This is a genomic window from Variovorax sp. UC74_104 (assembly GCF_044055375.1).
In the GTDB taxonomy this organism is placed as follows: domain Bacteria; phylum Pseudomonadota; class Gammaproteobacteria; order Burkholderiales; family Burkholderiaceae_C; genus Variovorax.
Genome location: NZ_CP171978.1, coordinates 4,469,104 through 4,489,779, shown reverse-complemented (window position 1 = coordinate 4,489,779; position 20,676 = coordinate 4,469,104). Strand labels below are relative to the sequence as shown.

Genomic DNA, 20,676 nt, shown 5'->3' with positions numbered 1-20,676 from the left:
GTCCGTCGTCAGCCCGGCCGCGCATGCCTGCGTCCGAGGAAGTCCCGCATCAACGCCACGACTTCATCGAGGTGGGTCTCCAGCAGCCAATGCCTGCCGTCTAGAAAGTAGAGTTCGGCATCGGGCAGGTCGTCGAGGAACGGCGACGTTGATCGGACAGGCAGGTTCGCCAGTCGAGGCATCTGACGCTTGTGCGTCCGAGTCGATGCAGAAGGAGGGCGGGGGCGGTAACTCGTTGCCGCAGGGGGCGTCACCGGCGGTGAATTGGAGCGGGTGAAGGGAATCGAACCCTCGTATGAAGCTTGGGAAGCTGCCGTTCTGCCATTGAACTACACCCGCAGCAGGCGCGGATTCTAGCGTGATCTCCCGATCAGGCTGACCCGCCGGCGCGTCTAGTCATCGACAAAGATTTCGCCGAATCCTTGGAAAGCCCAGCGATCGTCGCTGCGCGCGTATACAGCCGTGAACTCGTTGTTGATGCGACGCGACCAGAAGTGGAGGCCGAGTCGGCCGCGGAACAGGATGATCTGCGCAAGATCGGCATCGATCTCTCCGAGCCCTTCGACCATCTCGTCGATCAACGGCAGGACCGCTTCCAGCGTCGGGATGATCTCTCGTTGCAGTGCCTGCTGATCGACGGCATACACCTGCACCGTGATCTCGTCCGGTGTTCCGCGGTACAGGTCGCTGTCGAACTGCACGCGCCCCTCGGGATCCGGCTGGTAGTGGAGGCCGAGTCGGCCGCGGAACAGGATGATCTGCGCAAGATCGGCATCGATCTCTCCGAGCCCTTCGACCATCTCGTCGATCAGCGGCAGGACCGCTTCCAGCGTCGGGATGATCTCTCGTTGCAGTGCCTGCTGATCGACGGCATACACCTGCACCGTGATCTCGTCCGGTGTTCCGCGGTACAGGTCGCTGTCGAACTGCACGCGACCCTCGGGATCCGGTTGGTCGTCCGCCTGGCGGAAGCCTTGACGTCTTAGTTCGGCGAGGTAGTCCATTGCCATCGGCGGTCGCGCAGGTTGCTTGAGAAGTGATCGTCGAGCGAATGCTCAGGTTTCGCGGCACTGTACGCTGACGCGAACCGGCGGCCTCATTCGCTACGCCGAAGCCGCAGAACCCCGAGCCGCACCACCCGATATATCCGGGACACCCGCCCCGAGCACCTGCACATCGAGCGGATCGCAGCGGCTGCTGATCTGCTTCCCATCGAACTTCACCCGGAGCAACGGACCGCTTGCCCTGACGATCGTGCCGGGTCGTCCCTCGCATAGCACCCGGCTTCCTCTTTCGAGCTGGAGTCCATGCCGTGCGCAAATTTCCCTGATGGTCATCGGTCGTCCTGCTCGCGGGTGCGAATGGTCGGCAGATTCTTGCCGGACATGTGGTCAGAACCCCCTTCTGGAATTCGGTCGGGCATGTAGGACAGGCGTGTCGGTTCGGGTGGAGATAAAGCTCACAACACGGGATTCCGGCCCTGCGCATCGCTGCGCAGCCAGAAGTGATACCCCTTCGGATGTGTTCCCCGGCGCAGCGGCCTCCCACAAAAGCAGGATTGCGCGCAGCGAGGCGCAGGGATTTACTGGCGACTCAGATTGCCCAGAGGAACATACATGGCCAAGGCCACTCATCGCAAAGCCACGGTGACTTTGAAGCTGCCGCTCGACATTCCCTCCGACGCGGAGCTGACAGCTCTTCGGGACGCCGGCATTCCTGTCGACGACCGTGGCGTCGCGGCTTCCGGGTTCCTGTACATGAGGACGACCAGCGACTACCGTTCCCATATTTTTCGCTGGTTCGCCAACAGCGGGTCGATGGACGGTCCCATGGATGGTTCTGGTAGCGAAATGGCCTCGATGCGATGACGGTGACGGTGCCGTCGCCCGGAGAAAGACGGTTCAAGGCCGTCCCGGGCGTCGCGGCGCAGGCGTCGAGGGCTCGTCGGGCCTGTTGCCAGGCACTTCGTAGTTGAGCGTCGCGTAGGCCACCGCGGCCGCGTCGCGCGGGTCGCGGTCCATGTGGACCTGGTAGAGCGTCGTTGTCAGGCCGTCGAGCCATTCCTCGTCGAGTTCGCCGGGGAAAAGTTCGTGGAACGCATCCTTGAATTCGTACCACCAGGCTTCCTGATCTGTCAGGGCAAGGCCGGCGAGGACGATGGGCTGGGCGGGCTTCCACATGGCGGCATGCTACTTACTGCCGGGCCGGTGTGCCGTCAGAATAGGCCGGCGGCGAGGCGCAGGTTTCGGCATCAGTCGAACCGCCCCGCAAAGCCGACCGACCTCATACCGTGCCGAGCATGAAAGCCAAGTCCATCCGATTCATCCTTCCCGCCTTCCTTGCTGCCGCGGCAACCGGCTCGGCCATCGCCGGAACGATCTCCTGCGTTCCCGCACCGGGCAATGCGGGGCCCGCTCCCTGGATCCGCCGCATCGCCATCGACGAACACGCTCGCACCGTCAACATGGACGTCGTCCGCCACAGGACGAAGGAAGCCGACACCATGGGCAAGATGCGGGCCGAGCTGCTGAGCATGGACGAGACCCAGGGCGGCGAGCCGGTCTACGTGTTCAATGCCATTCCGACGGCGGGCAGCGAAGTCACGAACCTCTTCAGGCTGTTCAAGGCCGGCGAGTGGCGCCTGGCCAGCGCGGGGGTGGCCTTCATGGGCAAGGTGCCGGTGCTGCGAGGGATCGAGCCGGGCATCGCCTTCGACTGCAGGCGTTCGGACCTGGGATAGCGCCGCGGCGCCTCGATGGGGTCCGAGGAAAGAAAATTTTCCGGTGCTGCCTCTTTCGCGGGCATCGCGTTGCAGGCCACGCCAGGCAAGGCTTCCGGGCGATGGGCACACGGTTTTCCACAGCGTTGTCCCCATCGGAACGGGAAAACCTGTCACGGCTTTGTGGTAGGGCGGATCAACCGAAAAAGGTAGCCCGAGGGTAGGCGTGTTCCGACAGACTTGGCGGCGCGCGCGGAGGAACATGGTCCGCACCGCAGCTCGTTGCGGAAAGGAGCGTGAAATGACGTTCGACTTCCTGTTTCGCCCGAATCACACAGCGTATCTCCGGCGCGCGGCGGCCCTCCTCGAGGAGGCGCAGATGGCGCGCATCGAGCACCAGGCGGCAGCAGAGCATCACAGCGCGCTCGCCCGCATGTACGCCGAACGCGTCAGGCGTCTTGAGAACGAGCTCTATCGCCAGCCGCAGGGCGCGGCGGCGCACGGTGTGGTGGCGGAAGGCGCCGCGGACGATCGGCCCCAGCTGTATTCGCTGGACGGAAGCCGCAAGCCGGGCCTGAGTTCGGCAAGCTGAGCGCGGCAGTGCCGGGGCGCAAATGCGGGTCGCCGGCGTGACGGCTCGCCAAAAAAATACCCGCCGAAGCGGGTTTCGAGTTGCCCTGGCGGGCAGGCTCAAGCACTGACGGAGAGCTCTTCTTTTATGCGGCCCTGTTGCGTGACAGCGTCGCTATCGTCGGTGGTCGCCTGGAGAGCCGGTGTCAGCCGGAAACAGGCAGTCGCCGTAGGACACTCATTAAAACGTGAACTATTTGGCAGTTTTGATGGGTCGCCGCGGCGTTCACGGGGTGGCACCGAGCCAGATCGATTCGAAGTGTCGGTCCCGTCCGACAAGGCGGCGGCGCATGAAGCCCTAGATTTTGTGGGCTCGCTTTGAAGTGCGAGTTCTCTGTGCGTGACAGCACTCAAGAGGTTCAACCCAGCCTTGCGCTGGGTTTTTTTTGCGTCGCTCCCGGGCGCCCTTGGTGCAAGAGCTCAGAAAAGCTCGAAGCGGAAGGTGGTGCTGTGCGGCTGGCTCAGGAGGGGCGTCGCGATTCCGCTGGCGTGTTCCCAGGCTTCGCGCCAGAGCCTGGCGTTGGCGATCTGCGTGTCGCTCATCGATTCGATGCCGGATTCGAGCTGGTTCATCCACGCCCGGTGGCACTTCAGCAGTCTCGCCGGGGTGCCGATGCGATCCTCGAGCAGCCGCAGGAAGGTGAAGCGCACTTCCATCAGGTCCCGTATCGAAAGGCTGGCGCCCTCCAGCCGGATCGTGTAGGGCTGCTCGCGGTTTGCTTTGTGATCGAACATCGGGCGCGCGTGCAACAAGGCTGCGAGCCGACTTGCCAGGAGCGCGAAGGCGCTTGTCCGAAGGTCTCAGGCCTTGTCTCTCTGTATAGAAAGAATGTGTAACCGCAAATATTAGCCAAGCGCCTGTTGTGCGAAATGGAATCAGCGTTCCGGTTTGTCGCTTTGCGCCTACGGGCCCCCGGCGCTTGGCGTCCGAAAGAGGGGTGAATGGTCAGCGCAGGAACACGTGCTGCATGAACTGCCTGATCGGGTACTGGATCACTGTCTGCACCTTCGCCGGCAATTCGAGAGGCCGCATCAGCATCTTCAAGGTGGTGCCGGGGCTCAGGTTGGTGCGGATTGTGCTGTTCATGTCGGCGCTCAGTTTCTGCACGTAGGCCGTGTCGCTGGCGCGCTCGGGCGAGCGGGTCTGCACCACGTGGCGGATCGCGCAGTCGGCGTCCTCGCTCTTGAGTTCGAGGGTGCGCCGGCCGATGGTGCCCATCACGCGCAGGCGGCTGAGCTTCTCCTGCTCGCGGTAGCGGCGGTAATAGCGGTAGAAGTGCTTGTAGTGGTTGACCTCGTCGGTCGCGATGCGCGTCGCCAGGTCCTGCAGCACGGGCTCGCTGGTGCTGCGGGCCATGGCGCGGTAATAGGTGGCGGTGCCGGTCTCGACCACGCAGCGGGCAGTCATCTCGAGGCCGCGGGTGGGGGCGAGCAATTCGACCTTGCAGTAGGTCGCATATTCCGCCAGGAAGCTCCGGTAGGCGGTGTCCCAGTCGAACTCCGGCCAGACGTGGCGAACGTAGGCACGCAGGGCCCTGCCGTGCTGGAGTTCTTCGAGTTCCCAATGCTGCGAGAGCCATTCCGTGACCTCGTCGTCGCCCTGGAAGAAGTCGACCAGGTTGTGCGTGTAGAGGTCCGAGCCGCTCTCGATGAAGGAGGCGGAGGTCACCAGGTAGAAGAGGTTCTCGTCCGGGCGTACCTTGTCGAGCGCGATGCGCGAGAAATCCAGGTCTTCGATCGTCCAGTGCCTTTCGGCATCTTGGCTTGCCATGCGAACTCCTTGATCTTTTTTGTCCGTACAAGTACGGATGGCGCAGCCCCTCGTTGGTTCTCGTTTTTTGCGCCAGGACACATATTAGCCGTGGAGTACGGATCGTGGTGTCGTCCGGCAGCCCTTGGCCGGCGCGGGCCGCATGGCCAAACCTATAATCGTTTGTTCAAGCAAATCAAGCAGTTAGGCCGGTTCGCCGCAGTGGGTTCGACATGAGGGTCGCCATCGCCGCGCCGCCCTCGACGGCAGAAGACGAATCCAAAGATGAGCCAGCCCACATTCACGGTCGCGGACATCCGCAAGACCTTTATCGATTTCTTCGCTTCCAAGGGCCACACGGCGGTGGCGTCGAGCCCGCTCGTGCCGGGCAACGACCCGACGCTGATGTTCACCAATTCGGGCATGGTGCAGTTCAAGGACGTGTTCCTCGGCACCGACAAGCGCCCCTACAACCGCGCGGCCTCCGTCCAGGCCTGCCTGCGCGCCGGCGGCAAGCACAACGACCTCGAGAACGTGGGCTACACCGCCCGCCACCACACCTTCTTCGAGATGCTGGGCAACTGGAGCTTCGGCGACTACTTCAAGCGCGAATCGCTCACCTGGGGCTGGGAGCTGCTCACGCAGGTCTACAAGCTGCCGGCCGACAAGCTTTTGGCCACCGTCTACCACGAGGACGACGAGGCCTACGACATCTGGACCAAGGAAATCGGCCTGCCGCCCGAGCGCGTGATCCGCATCGGCGACAACAAGGGCGGCAAGTACAAGTCCGACAACTTCTGGATGATGGCCGACACCGGCCCCTGCGGCCCGTGCTCCGAGATCTTCTACGACCACGGCCCGCACATCCCCGGCGGCCCCCCGGGCAGCCCCGAGGAAGACGGCGACCGCTTCATCGAGATCTGGAACCACGTGTTCATGCAGTTCGACATGCAGGAAGACGGCAGCGTGGTCAAGCTGCCCGCACCCTGCGTCGACACCGGCATGGGCCTGGAGCGCCTGGCCGCGATCCTGCAGCACGTGCACAGCAACTACGAGATCGACATCTTCGAGGCGCTCATCAAGGCGGCAGGGCAGGCCACCGGCACGCAGGACCTGTCGAACAACTCGCTCAAGGTGATTGCCGACCACATCCGCGCCACCTCGTTCCTGGTGGCCGACGGCGTGATCCCGTCGAACGAAGGCCGCGGCTACGTGCAGCGCCGCATCATCCGCCGCGCCATCCGCCATGGCTACAAGCTGGGCCAGAAGAAGCCCTTCTTCCACAAGCTGGTGCCCGAGCTTGCGAGGCTCATGGGCGAGGCCTACCCGAAGCTCGTGGCCGACGAGAAGCGCATCACCGACACGCTGAAGGCGGAAGAAGAACGCTTCTTCGAGACGCTGGCCAACGGCATGGAGATCCTCGACGCGGCGCTGGCCGGTGACGCCAAGGTGCTGCCGGGCGACGTGGCCTTCAAACTGCACGACACCTACGGCTTCCCGCTCGACCTCTCGGCCGACGTGTGCCGCGAGCGCGGCGTGAGCGTCGACGAGGCCGGCTTCAATGCCGCCATGGAAAAGCAGAAGGCCGCGGGCCGCGCTGCAGGCAAGTTCAAGATGGACCGCAACGTCGAATACGCCGGCGCGGGCAACACCTTCACCGGCTACGAGAAGCTGGAAGAAAGCGCCAAGGTCGTAGCGCTGTACTTCGAGGGCTCCGCCGTCAACGAGCTCAAGGAAGGCCAGAGCGGCATCGTCGTGCTCGACACCACGCCCTTCTATTCGGAAAGCGGCGGCCAGGTCGGCGACCAGGGCGTGCTCGTGGCCGAAGGCGTGCAGTTCGGCGTCGAAGACACGCAGAAGATCAAGGCCGACGTGTTCGGCCACCACGGCACCCAGACCCAGGGCACGCTGAAGGTCGGCGACACGGTCAAGGCCGCGGTCGACACCGCGCGCCGCGCCGCCACCATGCGCAACCACTCGGTCACCCACCTGATGCACAAGGCCCTGCGCGAAGTGCTCGGCGGCCACGTGCAGCAGAAGGGCTCGCTGGTCGATGCCGACAAGACGCGCTTCGACTTCGCGCACAACGCGCCCGTTACGCACGAGCAGATCCTGGAGATCGAGAAGCGCGTGAACGCCGAGATCCTCGCCAACACCGAGACGCACGCCCGCGTGATGGACATGGAATCGGCCCAGAAGACCGGCGCGATGATGCTGTTCGGCGAGAAGTACGGCGAGACCGTGCGCGTGCTCGACATCGGCACCAGCCGTGAACTCTGCGGCGGCACCCACGTGGGCCGCACGGGCGACATCGGCCTCTTCAAGATCGTCAGCGAAGGCGGCGTGGCCGCCGGCGTGCGCCGCATCGAGGCCGTCACCGGCGCGAATGCGCTGTCTTACCTGCAGGATCTCGAATCGACCGTGCATAGCGTGGCCGCCACGCTCGAGTCGCCGGCCGCCGAGCTGCAGGGCCGGCTCTCGCAGGTGCTAGATCAGGTGAGGGCACTCGAGCGCGAAGTGGGCGCGCTCAAGGGCAAGCTCGCGTCGTCGCAGGGCGACGAGCTGGTGTCGCAGGCGGTGGACGTCAAGGGCATCAAGGTGCTGGCCGCCAAGCTCGACGGCGCCGATGCCAAGACGCTGCGCGAGACCATGGACAAGCTCAAGGACAAGCTCAAGACCGCCGCCATCGTGCTGGCCGCCGTCGACGGCGAGAAAGTGCAGATCGCGGCCGGCGTCACCGCCGACAGCACGGGCAAGGTCAAGGCCGGCGAACTGGTCAACTTCGTGGCCCAGCAGGTCGGCGGCAAGGGCGGCGGCAAGGCCGACATGGCCATGGCCGGCGGCACCAACGCGGCAGGCCTTCCGGGCGCGCTGCAGTCGGTGCAGGCCTGGGTCGCCGAACGCGCCTGACCGACAGCCACACACCCGGAACAAGCACTCCACCCATGCCAGAAGCAACCCCCGGTGAAGTGCTTGTGATGGGGGCGGGCACCATCGGGTGCTTCATCGGCGGCAGCCTCGCGGCCGCGGGCGTGCCCGTCACCTTCGTCGGCCGTCCGCGCGTGCTCGAGAAGCTCGCGAAGCATGGCCTGACGCTCACCGACATCGACGGCGCCAAGCGCAGCCTGCCCGCAGGCAAGCTGCGGCTCGCCGAGCAGGTTCCTGCGGGCGCCAAGCCTTCGCTGGTGCTGCTTTGCGTGAAGAGCGGTGCCACCGCCGAGGCGGCGGGCGAGCTGGCCTTCTCGCTGCCGGCCGGTACCGCGGTGATCTCTCTGCAGAACGGCATTTCCAACCGCGCCGCGGCCGCCCAGACCGGCCCGTCGCTCAACGTGCTGGCGGGCATGGTGCCTTACAACGTGGCCGAGATCGGCCCGGGGGCCTTCCATCGCGGCACCCCCGGCCGGCTGGCCGCCGAGGACGATGCGGCGTTGCGTCCCTGGCTTCCCGTCTTCGAGCGCGCCGGCGTGCCGCTCGACCTGCATGCCGACCTGCTGCCAGTGCAGTGGGGCAAGCTGATGCTCAACCTCAACAACCCCGTCAACGCGCTTTCGGGCCTGCCCCTGCGCGAGGAGCTGATGCTGCGCGGCTACCGCCGCTGCTTCGCGTCGCTGATCGACGAGGCGCTGGGCATCCTCAACGTGGCCGGCATCGTGCCGGCGCAGGTGGCGGCGGTGCCCGCGCACCGGCTGGTCAGCCTGTTGCGGCTGCCCGACTGGATCTTCCGCATCGTCGCCGCGCGCATGCTGCGCATCGACGCCAAGGCGCGCTCCAGCATGGCCGACGACCTTGCGCTGGGCCGCCGCACCGAGATCGACGCGCTCAGCGGCGAGGTGGTGCGCCTCGCGCAGGAGCATGGACTGAGCGCACCACGGAACGCCCGCATGGTCGCGCTGCTCGAGGCCTGGCCGCAACAGCCCAAGCGCTGGACGGCACGGCAATTGCAGGACTCGCTGGGTCTGTAGCGCCTGCCGAACCTGTACTCTCGGGCCGTTGCAGCATTCGGCTTTCAAGAGACAGGGGGAGTTCTCATGCGGGTCCTGATTCTCGGCAGCGGTGTCATCGGCACCTCCATCGCGTATTACCTTGCGCGCGCCGGACACGAGGTGACGGTGCTGGAGCGCCAGCCGGCGCCGGCGCTCGAAACCAGCTTCGCCAATGCGGGCGAGGTGTCGCCCGGCTACTCGGCGCCCTGGGCCGGGCCCGGCGTGCCGGTCAAGGCGATCAAGTGGATGCTGATGCAGCACAGCCCGCTGGTCATCAAGCCGATGCTCGATCCGGCGATGTGGCGCTGGGGCCTCTCGATGCTGCGCAACTGCACGCAGGCGCGCTACGAGGTCAACAAGAGCCGCATGGTGCGGCTCGCCGAGTACAGCCGCGATTGCCTGAAGGAACTGCGCGCCGACACCGGCATCGCCTACGACGAGCGCATGCAGGGCACGCTGCAGCTCTTTCGCACGCAGCAGCAGCTCGACGGCACCTCGAAGGACGTCGAGGTGCTGCAGGCTTCCGGCGTGCCCTACCAATTGCTCGACCGCGAAGGCTGCGTGCAGTACGAGCCGGCGCTCGCGGCGGTGAAGGGCAAGTTCGTCGGCGGCCTGCGGCTGCCGGGCGACGAGACCGGCGACTGCTTCAAGTTCACGCAGGCGCTGGCGAAGCTGGCCGAGGCCGAGGGCGTGAAGTTCCGGTTCGGCGTGAACATCCAGGCACTCGAGCACGACGCGGCCAAGGGCGTGACGGCGGTGCACACCGACGCGGGCAGCTTCACCGCCGAGCGCTATGTGGTCGCGCTCGGCAGCTACTCGCCGGCGCTGGTCAGGCCGCTGGGCATCCGGCTACCGGTGTATCCGGTCAAGGGCTTCTCGATCACCGTGCCCATCACCGATGCGGGCGGCGCGCCCGAATCCACCGTGATGGACGAGACCTTCAAGGTGGCGGTCACGCGCCTGGGTGACCGCATCCGCGTGGGCGGCACCGCGCAACTCTCGGGCTTCGACCTGCGACTCAACGAACGCCGGCGTGACACGCTCGAACACGTCGTGACCGACCTCTTCCCGCGAGGCGGCAACGTGCGCGAGGCTTCCTTCTGGACCGGCCTGCGTCCCATGACGCCCGACGGCACGCCGGTGATCGGCGCCACCCGCGTTCCCAACCTGATGCTGAGCACCGGCCACGGCACGCTCGGCTGGACCATGGCCGCGGGCACCGGCCGCGTGATGGCCGACCTGATCGAGGGCAGGTCGCCCGAGATCGACATGGAAGGCCTCACCGTGGCGCGCTACGGCGGCTGACGCCTCGTTCTCTCCTCGTTCTCTCTCACGCCAGCCAGGGCGGCCCGAAAAGGCCGCCCTGTTTTTGTTGCGATACGAATACGGGTTTTCCCTTAGTCATGAAGTTGTCTTCTTCGATATTCTTCGTGGCGTTCCATTAATAAATCGTTGTTTCTTTAGTGAAACAAACCTAGATAGAACGGACACGATGAAACCCACTCGCCGCCATGCCATCGCCGCCGCCATTTCCATGGCCGCCGCTTGCGCCTCCGGACTCGCCTGGGCAGCCGACAGCTATCCGGCCAAGCAGATCACGCTGGTCGTCGCCTATCCGGCCGGCGGCGACACGGACGCGCTGGCGCGCCTCTTCGCGGAGAAGCTGTCGGCGCGCGTCGGCCAGACCGTGCTGGTCGACAACCGCCCCGGCGCCAGCGGCATCATCGGCAGCGCCTATGTGTCGAAGGCCGTGCCCGACGGCTACACGCTGCTGCTCGCGCCCAGCACCTTCTCGATCGCGCAGCTGGTGCTCAAGACCAACGGCTCGGGCTACGACGTGCTGAACGGCTTCACGCCGATCGTGCAGACGGGCAGTCAGCCGCTGTTCCTGGTGGCCGGCGGCAACAGCGGCCTCTCCTCGGTGAAGGATGCGGTGGCCGCGGCCAAGGGCGGCAAGACGCTGAGCTACGCCAGCCCGGGCAGCGGCTCGCCGATGCACATCCTGGGCGAGATGTTCGCCCGCGCCTCGGGCGCCACCCTCGCGCACGTGCCCTACAAGGGCGTGGCGCCCGCCATCAACGACGTGCTGGGCGGCCACGTGCCGGTCACCTTCGTCACGCTGGGGCCGGTGGCGCCGTACCTCGCCGGCGGCAAGCTGCGCCCGCTGGCCGTGGCCTCGGCCCAGCGCTCGCCGCTCGCGCCCAGCGTGCCGACGATGGCCGAGCAGGGCTACAAGGACGTCGAGGTGACCGCCTGGAACGGCCTCTGGGGCCCGCGCAACCTGCCGCCCGAGATCGTCAAGACGCTCAACGCCCACTTCAACGAGATCCTGAAGATGCCCGAGATCGTCTCGCGCATGGCCGTGCTCGGCACCACGCCCGTGGGTGGCGACGCCGACGTGCTCGGCAAGACCAATGCCGCCGACTACGCGCGCTTCGGCAAGGTCATCAAGGAGCTCGGCATCCAGGCCGACTGACCTTCGTTTCCACCAGCTTCATTCCATGACCGAACTCAAAGCCATCGCCGATCCATCGAGCCTGCAGGCGCTGCTCGCCGAGATGCCCGCCAACCTGCTGGCCGGCCGCCGTGTGCTCGTGACCGGCGGCGCGCGCGGGCTGGGCCTCGCCTTCGCGCAGTGCATTGCCGCCGCGGGCGCGAGCGTGGTGCTGGCCGACATCCTCGGTGAGCTGGCCGAGACCGAGGCGAAGGCGCTGCGCGAAGCGGGCCGCGACGCCCACGCGCTGCCCGTCGATCTGGCCAACCCGGGTTCCATCGTGGCTTGCGCCGACGAAGCCATCCGCCTGCTCGGCGGCCTCGACGGGCTCGTCAACAACGCCGCCATCACCAACTCCGGCGGCCGCGACGCGCACCAGCTCGAGATCGACATGTGGGATCGCGTGATGAACGTCAACGTGCGCGGCAGCTGGCTCATGGGCCGCGCCTGCCGCGCCGCGCTGGCCGAAAGCGGCCGCGGCGCGATCGTCAACCTCGCCTCCGACACCGCGCTGTGGGGCGCGCCCAACCTGCTGGCCTATGCGTCGAGCAAGGGCGCAGTCATTTCCATGACGCGCTCGCTGGCGCGCGAGTGGGGCGGCGACAACATCACCGTCAACGCCGTGGCGCCCGGCCTCACGCTGGTGGAAGCCACCGAATACGTGCCGATGGCGCGCCACCAGAAGTACCTCGAAGGCCGCGCCATTCCGCGCGAGCAGCAGGCCGCCGACGTGTGCGGCGCCACCGTCTTCCTTCTTTCGGGGCTCGCGCGCTTCGTGACTGGCCAGCTGCTGGCCGTCAACGGCGGCTTTGCGATGCACTGAGAACCAACCCACGCACCCGATTTTTCCGACCAAGGAGTCAACCCGATGAGCGACCTGTCCGAACAGCAGAAGATCAACCCCGCGGCTACCAGCACCCTGGCCCAGCCCGAAGGCAGCAGCCTCGCGGAGTGGATGAACACCCGCATCGCGCGCTACGAAACCCGCAAGTACGACTGGGACGCGCTGAAGTTCCAGGCCGACTTCGACCCCAAGTACCGCCGCGCCCAGATGCGCTACGTGGGCACCGGCGGCACCGGCGTCGCGGCCGACGTCAACACCGTGCCTGCCGAGCACTTCACCTTCTCGACCATGGTGATCCCCGCCGGCCACGAAGGCCCGCCGCACCTGCACACCGACGTGGAGGAAGTGTTCTTCCTGATCCGCGGCAAGCTCAAGGTGGTGATCGAGAAGGACGGCGAGCGCTTCGAGACCATCATGACCGACCGCGACCTGATCTCGGTGCCGCCCGGCGTGTACCGTGAGGAGATCAACATCGGCGACGAGGACGCGCTGATGTGCGTGATGCTCGGCGCGAAGAAGCCGGTGACGCCGACGTACCCGGCCGATCACCCCCTCGCCAAGATCAAGCGATAAGGCCGCCCCCCAGGCCCGCCCACTCCGTGCGGCCGCCGCCCCCTTGCAGGGGCGGTACCTGCGGCCCGGCAAGGCCGGTTCCGCGGTATTCCCGAAAAAAGACCCTCAGCCCATGAACCACGCTGCCCATCCTGATGCGCTCCTGCCGGCCTCCGAGCTGGCACGGCTCGACGCCCGCTTTCCGGCGCGCGATGTCGCGGTCGGCGGCGGCGCGGTGGTGTCGGTGCGCGAGTGCGGGCGGGGCGCGGCCATCGTGTGCCTGCACGGCATCGGCTCGGGCGCAGCATCGTGGATCGACACCGCCGCGCTGCTCGCATCGCAGGCCCGCGTGATTGCCTGGGATGCGCCCGGTTACGGAAGCTCCACGCCGCTCGAGGCCCGTGCGCCGACCGCCGCCGATTACGCGGCGCGCCTGGGCGCCTTGCTCGATGCGCTGGAGATCGATTCGTGCGTGCTGGTCGGCCATTCGCTCGGTGCCATCACCGCCGCCTCGGCCGCGCGCAGCGATGCGCGCGTCCACCGGCTGGTGCTGGTCAGCCCGGCCATCGGCTACGGCGCGGCGTCTCGTGCGGAAGCCCGCGCCAGGGTCCGCGCCGAACGCCTCGCCACGCTCGACGAACTCGGCATCGCAGGCATGGCCGCGAAGCGTTCGGCCCGGCTGGTTTCCGACAAGGCCTCCGAGCACGCCCGCCAGTGGGTGCGCTGGAACATGGCCCGGCTGAACGACCGCGGCTACCGTCAGGCGGTCGAGCTGCTGTGCAACGCCGACCTTCTGGCCGACCTGCCGCCGCCCATGCCGGTGCGCGTGGCCTGCGGCGCGCTCGACGTGGTCACGCCGCCGTCGGCCTGCGAAGAAGTCGCGCGCCAGTGCGGAGTGCCGCTCGAATTGGTGGAGGATGCGGGCCACGCCGGCTATGTGGAGCAACCACAGGCCGTCGCCAAGCTGCTGCGCGAATCGCTCGCCGGCTGACCGCAACCACACAGAGACATCCGAGGAAGGAACCACTGGCATGGCCAACAACAACGACGGCAACGAAGCGATGGAAGAGGGCGCCGACCGCTACAACGTGCCCGCGCTGGAGCGCGGACTGCGCGTGCTGTGCGAGTTCAGCCGCGAAAGCCGCACGCTCTCGGCGCCTGAACTGGCGCGCCGCTTCGACCTGCCGCGCTCGACCGTCTTCCGCCTGCTCACCACGCTGGAGAACATGGGTTTTCTCGAGCGCACCGAGGGCGGTCGCGACTACCGCCTGGGCCTTGCCGTGCTGCGCCTGGGCTTCGAATACCTCGCCTCGCTGGAGCTCACCCAGCTGGGCACGCCGCTGCTCAACCGCCTGTGCGACGAGCTGCGCACACCCTGCAACCTGGTGGTGCGCGACGGCCGCTCCATCGTCTATGTCGCCAAGGTCGCGCCGCCCACGCCCTTCGCTAGCTCGGTCACCGTGGGCACGCGGCTGCCGGCCCATGCCACGGTGCTGGGCCGCATCCTGCTCGAAGACCTCACGCTGCCGCAGCTGCGCGCGCTCTACCCCGAAGACAAGCTCGAAGACCTTCTCGCCGAGCACGCCCAAGACCGTGAACGAACTCTTCGACATGGTGCAGGCCGACCGCCAGCGCGGCTACGTGCTGGGCGAGGGCTTCTTCGAATCGAACATCTCCAGCATCGCCGCGCCGGTGCGCGACCACAGCGGCCACATCGTCGCCGCCCTGGGCGCCACCGTCACCGCCAGCCACATCGAGGAAAGCCGCATCGACGAGATGGTGCAGCGCGTGCGCGGCACGGCCGACGAGATCTCCGGCCTGCTCAATTACTCGCCCGCGCGCACCGCCAAGGTGGTGCCGCTGCGCTCCGCATGACCCTGAAACCATGACAGACCAGGCTCTTCCTTCCTTCTTCGCCGCCGATGCGCTGGCCGGCCGCGTGGCCGTGGTCACGGGCGGCTCGTCGGGCATCGGCCTGGCCACCGTCGAGCTGCTGCTGGGCTGCGGCGCCGCCGTCGCGCTGTGCGGCCGCAATGCCGAGCGGCTCGACGGCGCCGTGGCCGGCCTGCGCAGTCAGTTCCCGGACGCGAAGCTCTTCGCCCAGCCTTGCGACGTGCTCGAAGCCTCCTCGGTGCGCGCTTTCGCCGCCGCCAGCGAAGCCGCGCTCGGCCCGGCCTCGATGCTGGTCAACAACGCGGGGCAGGGCAGGGTCTCGACTTTCGCGAACACCGACGACGAGGCCTGGACCGAAGAGCTGAACCTGAAATTCTTCTCCGTCATCAATCCCACGCGCGCCTTCCTGCCGCAGCTCGCTGCACAGCGTGCGGTGCTGGGCGATGCCGCCATCGTCTGCGCCAACTCGCTGCTGGCGCGCCAGCCCGAGCCGCACATGGTCGCCACCTCGGCCGCGCGCGCCGGCCTGCTGAACCTCGTGCGCTCCATGGCGACCGAATTCGCGCCGCAGGGCGTGCGCGTCAACGGCATCCTGATCGGCCTGGTGGAGTCGGGCCAGTGGCGCCGCCGCTTCGAGGCGCGCGAAGACAAGTCGCTCGACTGGACCGCCTGGAGCGGCCAGCTCGCGAAGAACAAGCACATCCCGCTGGGTCGCCTGGGGCTTCCGACCGAAGCCGCGCGCGCGATCCTTTTCCTCGCTTCGCCCCTCGCGTCGTACACGACGGGCAGCCACATCGACATTTCCGGAGGCCTGTCACGCCATGCATAACCCCAACAACACCGTCACCGTCGGCGCCGTCGTCGCCGCCTTTCTCGAACAGTGCGGCGTCAAGGCGGCCTTCGGCGTGATCTCGATCCACAACATGCCGATCCTCGATGCCTTCGCGCAGCGCGGCACGGTGCGTTTCATCTCGGCGCGCGGAGAAGCCGGCGCGGGCAACATGGCCGACGCCTACGCGCGATCCACCGCCAGCCTGGGCGTGTGCATCACCAGCACCGGGCCTGCCGCGGGCAACATCGCGGGCAGCATGGTCGAGGCCCTGACGGCCGGCGCGCCGCTGCTGCACATCACTGGGCAGATCGAGACGCCGTACCTCGACAAGGGCATGTCGTACATCCACGAGGCGCCCGACCAGCTCACGATGCTCAAGGCCGTGTCGAAGGCCGCGCTGCGCGTGCGCAGCGTCGAGACGGTGCTCGGCACGCTCAAGCGCGCGGTGCAGCTCGCGCTGACGGCGCCGACCGGCCCGGTCAGCGTCGAGATCCCGATCGACATCCAGTCGGCGCTGACCACGATGCCGGCCGACCTGTCGCCGCTGCCCGTCGAGCGCGCCGTGCCGTCGGCCGCCGCACTCGACGCGCTGGCCGCGCGCCTCGCCGTTGCAAGGCGCCCGATGCTGTGGGTCGGCGGCGGTGCCCGCCATGCCCGCGCCGCCATCCAGCGCCTGCAGAAACTCGGCTTCGGTGTCGTCACGACGACTCAGGGCCGCGGCACGGTGCCCGAGGACGACGCCGGCTCGCTCGGCGCCTACAACATCCAGAAGCCGGTCGAGGCCCTCTACCAGACCTGCGACGCGATGCTCGTGGTCGGTTCGCGCCTGCGCGGCAACGAGACGCTCAAGTACGAGCTGAAGCTGCCCCGCCCGCTTTACCGCATCGACGTCGACGCCGCCGCCGAAGGCCGCTGCTACGCGTCCGAAGCCTTCGTCTGCGGCGATTCCGCGCTGGCCCTCGAAGGCCTGGCCGACCGCCTCGAAGCCGCCAGGTACAAGGCCGACCCGCAGCTGCTGGTCGACCTGCGCGCCGCGCACGACCAGGCGGTTGCGGGGCTGCGCGACGGCCTCGGCCCGTACGCCGAACTCGTGCGCCAGCTCCAGTCGGCGGCCGGGCGCAACTTCAACTGGGTGCGCGACGTTACCGTCTCCAACAGCACCTGGGGCAATCGCGAGCTGCGCGTCTTCGAACCGAGCGCCGGCGTGCACGCCACGGGCGGCGGCATCGGCCAGGGCATGCCGATGGCCATCGGCGCGGCCATCGGCGCGGCAGTGACGGGATCGGGCCGCAAGACCTTCTGCCTGGCCGGCGACGGCGGCTTCATTCTGAACCTGGGCGAGCTGGCCTGCATGGTGCAGGAGAAGGCGCCGATGGTGATCGTGCTCATGAACGACAAGAGCTATGGCGTCATCAAGAACATCCAGGACGCGCAGTACGGCGGCCGCCAGTGCTACGCCGAGCTGCACACGCCCGACTACGACCTGCTGTGCAAGTCGATCGCGCTGCCGCATGCCCGCGTGCAGGACCTGGCCGAGCTGCCCGCCCGCATCGGCGAGGCGCTGGCGGCCGAGGGCCCGTTCCTGCTTGAGATCGACATGCTCTCGATCGGCAGCTTCAAGACCACCTTCGCCGGCCCGCCGACCAACACGGTCACGCAGATCCCGGCGCTCGGCACGGTGGGCAAGTGAGGGAAGGCCGTTCCATGCCAACGCCCACGCGGATCGCACTCGTCGGCTGCGGAGCCATCGGCACCTCGGTGCTCGAACTGCTCCACGGCGATCCCGCCCTGAAGGTGGTGGCTGTCGTCGTGCCCGCCGACGCCATCGCCGCCGCGCAGAAGGCTGCACCCGACGCGCAGGTGGGCAGCGCCTTGCCCGCCGACGGTATCGACCTCGTGGTCGAGACCGCAGGCCATGCCGCCATCGAGCAGCACGTGCTGCCCGCGCTGGCACGCGGCACGCCCTGCGTGGTCGCCTCGGTCGGCGCGCTGTCGGCTACCGGCCTGGCCGAGAAGCTCGAAGCCGCCGCCATTGCCGGCCGCACTCAGGTGCAGTTGATTCCCGGCGCCATCGGCGCCATCGACGCGCTCGCTGCCGCGCGCATCGGCGGTCTCGACAGCGTGCGCTACACCGGCCGCAAGCCGCCTCAGGCCTGGAAGGGCACGCCGGCCGAGCAGGGCCGCGACCTCGGCGCGCTGGCGCATGAAACCGTGATCTTCGAAGGCAGCGCGCGCGAAGCGGCCTTGCTCTATCCGAAGAACGCCAACGTCGCGGCCACCGTCTCGCTCGCGGGGCTGGGGCTCGACCGCACCATGGTGCGGCTCATCGCCGACCCGGCCACCACCGAGAACGTGCACACGGTCGAAGCCGAGGGCGCATTCGGCAGCTTCGAGCTGACCATGCGCAACAAGCCGCTGGCGGCCAACCCCAAGACATCCGCGCTGACCGTCTACAGCGCCGTGCGTGCGCTGCGCAATCGCGTGGCCGCGCTCGCCATCTGAACCCGCCGTTTCCCATGATCTCTTCCGAACTCCTTCCGATCTGCATCGCCGGCGAATGGCGCCTGGGCGGCGGCGACGTCTACGAAAGCCTGTACCCGGCCACCGGCGAGCCCATCGCGCGCCTGCGGGCCGCGAGCCTGGCCGACGTCGAGGAAGCCATTGCGGGCGCAGACCGCGCCTTTCGCACCAGCGGCTGGGCGCAGCGCCTGCCGCACGAGCGCGCGGCCGTGCTGCACCGCGTGGCGCAGCTGATCCGCGAAGAGGCCGAATCGCTCGCGCAGAAGCAGCGCCTGGACAACGGCAAGCCGATCAACGAGACCCGCAACCTCGTGGCCAGCGCCGCCGGCACCTTCCAGTTCTTCGCCGCCGCGCTGGAGACGCTGGAGGAAACCATCACGCCCTCGCGCGGCGCCTTCGTGACCATGAGCGTGCACGAGCCCATGGGCGTGGTCGCGGCCATCACCCCGTGGAACTCGCCCATTGCCAGCGAGGCGCAGAAGCTGGCGCCCGCGCTGGCCGCCGGCAACGCGGTGGTCGTGAAGCCCGCCGAGGTCACGCCGCTGATGGCGCTGGAGCTGGCGCGCATCTGCGAGAAGGCCGGCGTGCCCAAGGGCATCGTCAGCGTGCTGCCGGGCAGGGGCTCGGTGATCGGCGACGCGATCACCAAGCATCCGCTGGTCAAGCGCGTGTCGTTCACCGGCGGCACCACCACCGGCAAGCACATCGCCCACATCGCGGCCGACAAGATGATGCCGGTGTCGCTGGAGCTCGGCGGCAAGTCGCCGACCATGGTGCTGGACGATGCGGACATCGACCACGCGGTGAACGGCGTGCTCTACGGCATCTTCAGCTCGTCGGGCGAGTCGTGCATCGCGGGGTCGCGCCTGTTCGTGGCGCGCGGCATCTACGACGAGTTCCTCACGCGGCTGGCCGAAGGCGCCAACGCGCTGCGCGTGGGCGACCCGGCCTCGGAGCGCACGCAGATGGGTCCGCTCATCACCGCGAAGCACCGAGAGGGCATCGAGCGCTACGTCGATCTTGGCGTTTCCGAAGGCGGCAGGATTCGCACGGGCGGCGTACGCCCGCACGGCGATGGCTATGACCGGGGCTACTTCTACAAGCCGACCATCATCGAAGGCCTGACGAACGGCGCGCGCATCAGCCAGGAAGAGATCTTCGGCCCGGTGCTGGTCGCCATGCCCTTCGACAGCGAGGAAGAGCTGATCGCGCAGGCCAACGACAGCGTCTACGCGCTGGCGGCCGGCGTGTGGAGCCGCGACTTCAAGCGCGCCTGGAAGCTGGGCCGCGCGGTGCAGGCCGGCACGGTCTGGGTCAACACCTACAAGCAGTTCTCGGTGTCCACGCCCTTCGGCGGCTGGCGCGACAGCGGCCTGGGCCGCGAGAAGGGCCGCGAAGGCATCTTCCAGTACATGGAGCAGAAGAGCATGTACTGGGGTACCAATGAACAACCGCTCCCCTGGGCGAACTGAAGAGGAGCGCACGATGAGCGTACTTGGCATCGACCAGATCACCTACGGCGCGGACGACCTGCCCGCCTGCCGCCGGTTCTTCCAGGACTGGGGCCTTTCCCTGAAGTCGGAGGCCGCCGACGAACTCGTCTTCGAGTGCCTGAACGGCTGCAAGGTGGTGGTCGCCGCGCTGGACAAGCCGGGCCTGCCGCCCGCGATGGAAGAGGGCCCGACGCTGCGCGAAGTGGTGTGGGGCGTGGAAAGCGATGCCGACCTCGACCGCTACGCCGCAGCCATCGCGCAGGACCCGGCCTTCTTCGACGCCACGGTGGACGGCGCGCGCCGCATCGGCTGCATCGACCCCAACGGCCTGGCCGTGCGCCTGCAGGTCAGCCGCAAGCACGCGGTGCAGGTCGATTGCGGCGCCATGAACACCTGGAACGCGAAGCCGCGCGTCAATCAGCCGGCGCCCATCTACGAACGCGCCACGCCCATCGAGGTCGGCCACGTCGTGTTCTTCGTGAGCGACGTGAAGGCCACCAGCGCCTTCTACGCCGATCGCTTCGGCTTCGTGGCCTCCGACAGCTACCCCAACCGCGGCGCCTTCATGCGCTGTGCGGCCGAAGGCGGCCACCACGACCTGTTCCTGCTGCAGATTCCCTCGGGCAAGCGTGGGCTGAACCACGTGGCCTTTACCGTGCGCGACATCCATGAGGTGTTCGGCGGCGGGCTGCACTTCTCGCGATGCGGCTGGGAAACCCAGCTCGGCCCGGGGCGCCACCCGGTGTCGTCCGCGTACTTCTGGTACTTCAAGAATCCGGCGGGCGGCCTCATCGAGTACTACGCCGACGAAGACCAGCTCACCGCCGATTGGCAGCCGCGCGAGTTCGAGCCGGGCCCCACGGTCTTTGCCGAATGGGCGGTGGACGGCGGCCTCGATGGCAACACGCGCCGCCAGAAGAACGCGGAAGGCCCCAAGGGCGCCTTCCTGACCGAAAAGAAATGAAC

The 20,676-nt window shown here is 67.6% G+C and carries 20 protein-coding genes, 1 tRNA gene and 1 pseudogene; 16 read left to right on the top strand and 6 right to left on the bottom strand.

Annotated elements, in window-relative coordinates; genetic code table 11:
* Positions 1-8: 8 nt before the first annotated feature.
* The 3 genes from ACHMXA_RS21105 to ACHMXA_RS21095 all read right to left on the bottom strand — a co-directional run bounded on the left by ACHMXA_RS21105 (position 9) and on the right by ACHMXA_RS21095 (position 1,010).
* On the bottom strand, positions 9-182 hold the full coding sequence (locus tag ACHMXA_RS21105; RefSeq protein ID WP_395316299.1) for a hypothetical protein: 174 nt from the start codon (positions 180-182) through the stop codon (positions 9-11).
* 83 nt (positions 183-265) lie between these two features.
* Positions 266-339: transfer RNA gene (locus ACHMXA_RS21100), tRNA-Gly, on the bottom strand.
* Positions 340-392: 53 nt separating this feature from the next.
* Positions 393-1,010, bottom strand: a complete 618-nt coding sequence (locus ACHMXA_RS21095; RefSeq protein WP_176666788.1) for a hypothetical protein — start codon at positions 1,008-1,010, stop codon at positions 393-395.
* 606 nt (positions 1,011-1,616) lie between these two features.
* On the opposite strand from ACHMXA_RS21095, the gene ACHMXA_RS21090 reads away from it, so the two are divergent.
* Complete coding sequence (locus ACHMXA_RS21090) at positions 1,617-1,868, top strand: hypothetical protein (protein WP_176666787.1); 252 nt, start codon at positions 1,617-1,619, stop codon at positions 1,866-1,868.
* A 33-nt stretch (positions 1,869-1,901) separates the two neighbouring features.
* On the opposite strand, the gene ACHMXA_RS21085 is transcribed toward ACHMXA_RS21090, so the two are convergent.
* Positions 1,902-2,180 (bottom strand): hypothetical protein, encoded by a 279-nt coding sequence (locus tag ACHMXA_RS21085; protein WP_176666786.1) that lies wholly within the window; start codon positions 2,178-2,180, stop codon positions 1,902-1,904.
* Between the two features lie 119 nt (positions 2,181-2,299).
* Here ACHMXA_RS21085 and ACHMXA_RS21080 point away from each other — a divergent pair, with 119 nt between their 5' ends.
* Both ACHMXA_RS21080 and ACHMXA_RS21075 read left to right on the top strand, forming a co-directional pair.
* Positions 2,300-2,740 (top strand): hypothetical protein, encoded by a 441-nt coding sequence (locus ACHMXA_RS21080; RefSeq protein ID WP_176666785.1) that lies wholly within the window; start codon positions 2,300-2,302, stop codon positions 2,738-2,740.
* A 280-nt stretch (positions 2,741-3,020) separates the two neighbouring features.
* Positions 3,021-3,311: a hypothetical protein gene (locus tag ACHMXA_RS21075; protein WP_176666784.1), complete on the top strand. Its 291-nt coding sequence runs from the start codon at positions 3,021-3,023 to the stop codon at positions 3,309-3,311.
* A gap of 458 nt (positions 3,312-3,769) precedes the next feature.
* Here the strand turns inward: ACHMXA_RS21075 and ACHMXA_RS21070 are convergent, their stop codons facing one another.
* Both ACHMXA_RS21070 and ACHMXA_RS21065 read right to left on the bottom strand, forming a co-directional pair.
* The gene (locus ACHMXA_RS21070; protein WP_395316298.1) at positions 3,770-4,084 is read right to left on the bottom strand and encodes a hypothetical protein; all 315 of its coding nucleotides are present in this window, start codon (positions 4,082-4,084) and stop codon (positions 3,770-3,772) included.
* A 211-nt stretch (positions 4,085-4,295) separates the two neighbouring features.
* Complete coding sequence (locus ACHMXA_RS21065; protein ID WP_176666782.1) at positions 4,296-5,120, bottom strand: ferritin-like domain-containing protein; 825 nt, start codon at positions 5,118-5,120, stop codon at positions 4,296-4,298.
* Positions 5,121-5,384: 264 nt separating this feature from the next.
* On the opposite strand from ACHMXA_RS21065, the gene alaS reads away from it, so the two are divergent.
* The 13 genes and pseudogenes from alaS to ACHMXA_RS21000 all read left to right on the top strand — a co-directional run bounded on the left by alaS (position 5,385) and on the right by ACHMXA_RS21000 (position 20,674).
* Entirely contained in the window at positions 5,385-8,009 is a 2,625-nt protein-coding gene (gene alaS / locus ACHMXA_RS21060) for an alanine--tRNA ligase (protein WP_395316297.1), read from the top strand.
* A 35-nt stretch (positions 8,010-8,044) separates the two neighbouring features.
* Positions 8,045-9,061: a 2-dehydropantoate 2-reductase gene (locus ACHMXA_RS21055; protein ID WP_176666780.1), complete on the top strand. Its 1,017-nt coding sequence runs from the start codon at positions 8,045-8,047 to the stop codon at positions 9,059-9,061.
* Between the two features lie 66 nt (positions 9,062-9,127).
* On the top strand, positions 9,128-10,387 hold the full coding sequence (locus ACHMXA_RS21050; RefSeq protein ID WP_176666779.1) for a D-amino acid dehydrogenase: 1,260 nt from the start codon (positions 9,128-9,130) through the stop codon (positions 10,385-10,387).
* A gap of 187 nt (positions 10,388-10,574) precedes the next feature.
* Positions 10,575-11,558 carry a tripartite tricarboxylate transporter substrate binding protein gene (locus ACHMXA_RS21045; protein WP_176666778.1) on the top strand — a complete coding sequence of 328 codons (984 nt, stop codon included), beginning with the start codon at positions 10,575-10,577 and terminating at the stop codon, positions 11,556-11,558.
* Positions 11,559-11,583: 25 nt separating this feature from the next.
* Positions 11,584-12,399: an SDR family oxidoreductase gene (locus ACHMXA_RS21040; protein ID WP_176666777.1), complete on the top strand. Its 816-nt coding sequence runs from the start codon at positions 11,584-11,586 to the stop codon at positions 12,397-12,399.
* Positions 12,400-12,444: 45 nt separating this feature from the next.
* Positions 12,445-12,993, top strand: a complete 549-nt coding sequence (locus tag ACHMXA_RS21035; RefSeq protein ID WP_019652117.1) for a cupin domain-containing protein — start codon at positions 12,445-12,447, stop codon at positions 12,991-12,993.
* Between the two features lie 112 nt (positions 12,994-13,105).
* Positions 13,106-13,963, top strand: coding sequence for an alpha/beta fold hydrolase (locus ACHMXA_RS21030; RefSeq protein WP_176666776.1), 858 nt, complete (start codon positions 13,106-13,108; stop codon positions 13,961-13,963).
* A gap of 40 nt (positions 13,964-14,003) precedes the next feature.
* Positions 14,004-14,847 (top strand): annotated as a pseudogene (locus ACHMXA_RS21025) (IclR family transcriptional regulator).
* 10 nt (positions 14,848-14,857) lie between these two features.
* A complete protein-coding gene (locus tag ACHMXA_RS21020) occupies positions 14,858-15,694 on the top strand; it encodes an SDR family oxidoreductase (protein ID WP_176666774.1) in 837 nt (278 codons plus the stop codon).
* On the top strand, positions 15,687-17,387 hold the full coding sequence (locus ACHMXA_RS21015; protein WP_126182128.1) for a thiamine pyrophosphate-binding protein: 1,701 nt from the start codon (positions 15,687-15,689) through the stop codon (positions 17,385-17,387). Before ACHMXA_RS21020 ends, ACHMXA_RS21015 begins: the two co-directional genes overlap by 8 nt.
* A 14-nt stretch (positions 17,388-17,401) precedes the next feature.
* Complete coding sequence (locus ACHMXA_RS21010; RefSeq protein WP_176666773.1) at positions 17,402-18,199, top strand: aspartate dehydrogenase; 798 nt, start codon at positions 17,402-17,404, stop codon at positions 18,197-18,199.
* A 14-nt stretch (positions 18,200-18,213) separates the two neighbouring features.
* Positions 18,214-19,689 (top strand): aldehyde dehydrogenase, encoded by a 1,476-nt coding sequence (locus ACHMXA_RS21005; RefSeq protein WP_176666772.1) that lies wholly within the window; start codon positions 18,214-18,216, stop codon positions 19,687-19,689.
* 13 nt (positions 19,690-19,702) lie between these two features.
* On the top strand, positions 19,703-20,674 hold the full coding sequence (locus tag ACHMXA_RS21000) for a VOC family protein (RefSeq protein ID WP_176666771.1): 972 nt from the start codon (positions 19,703-19,705) through the stop codon (positions 20,672-20,674).
* Positions 20,675-20,676 lie beyond the last annotated feature (2 nt).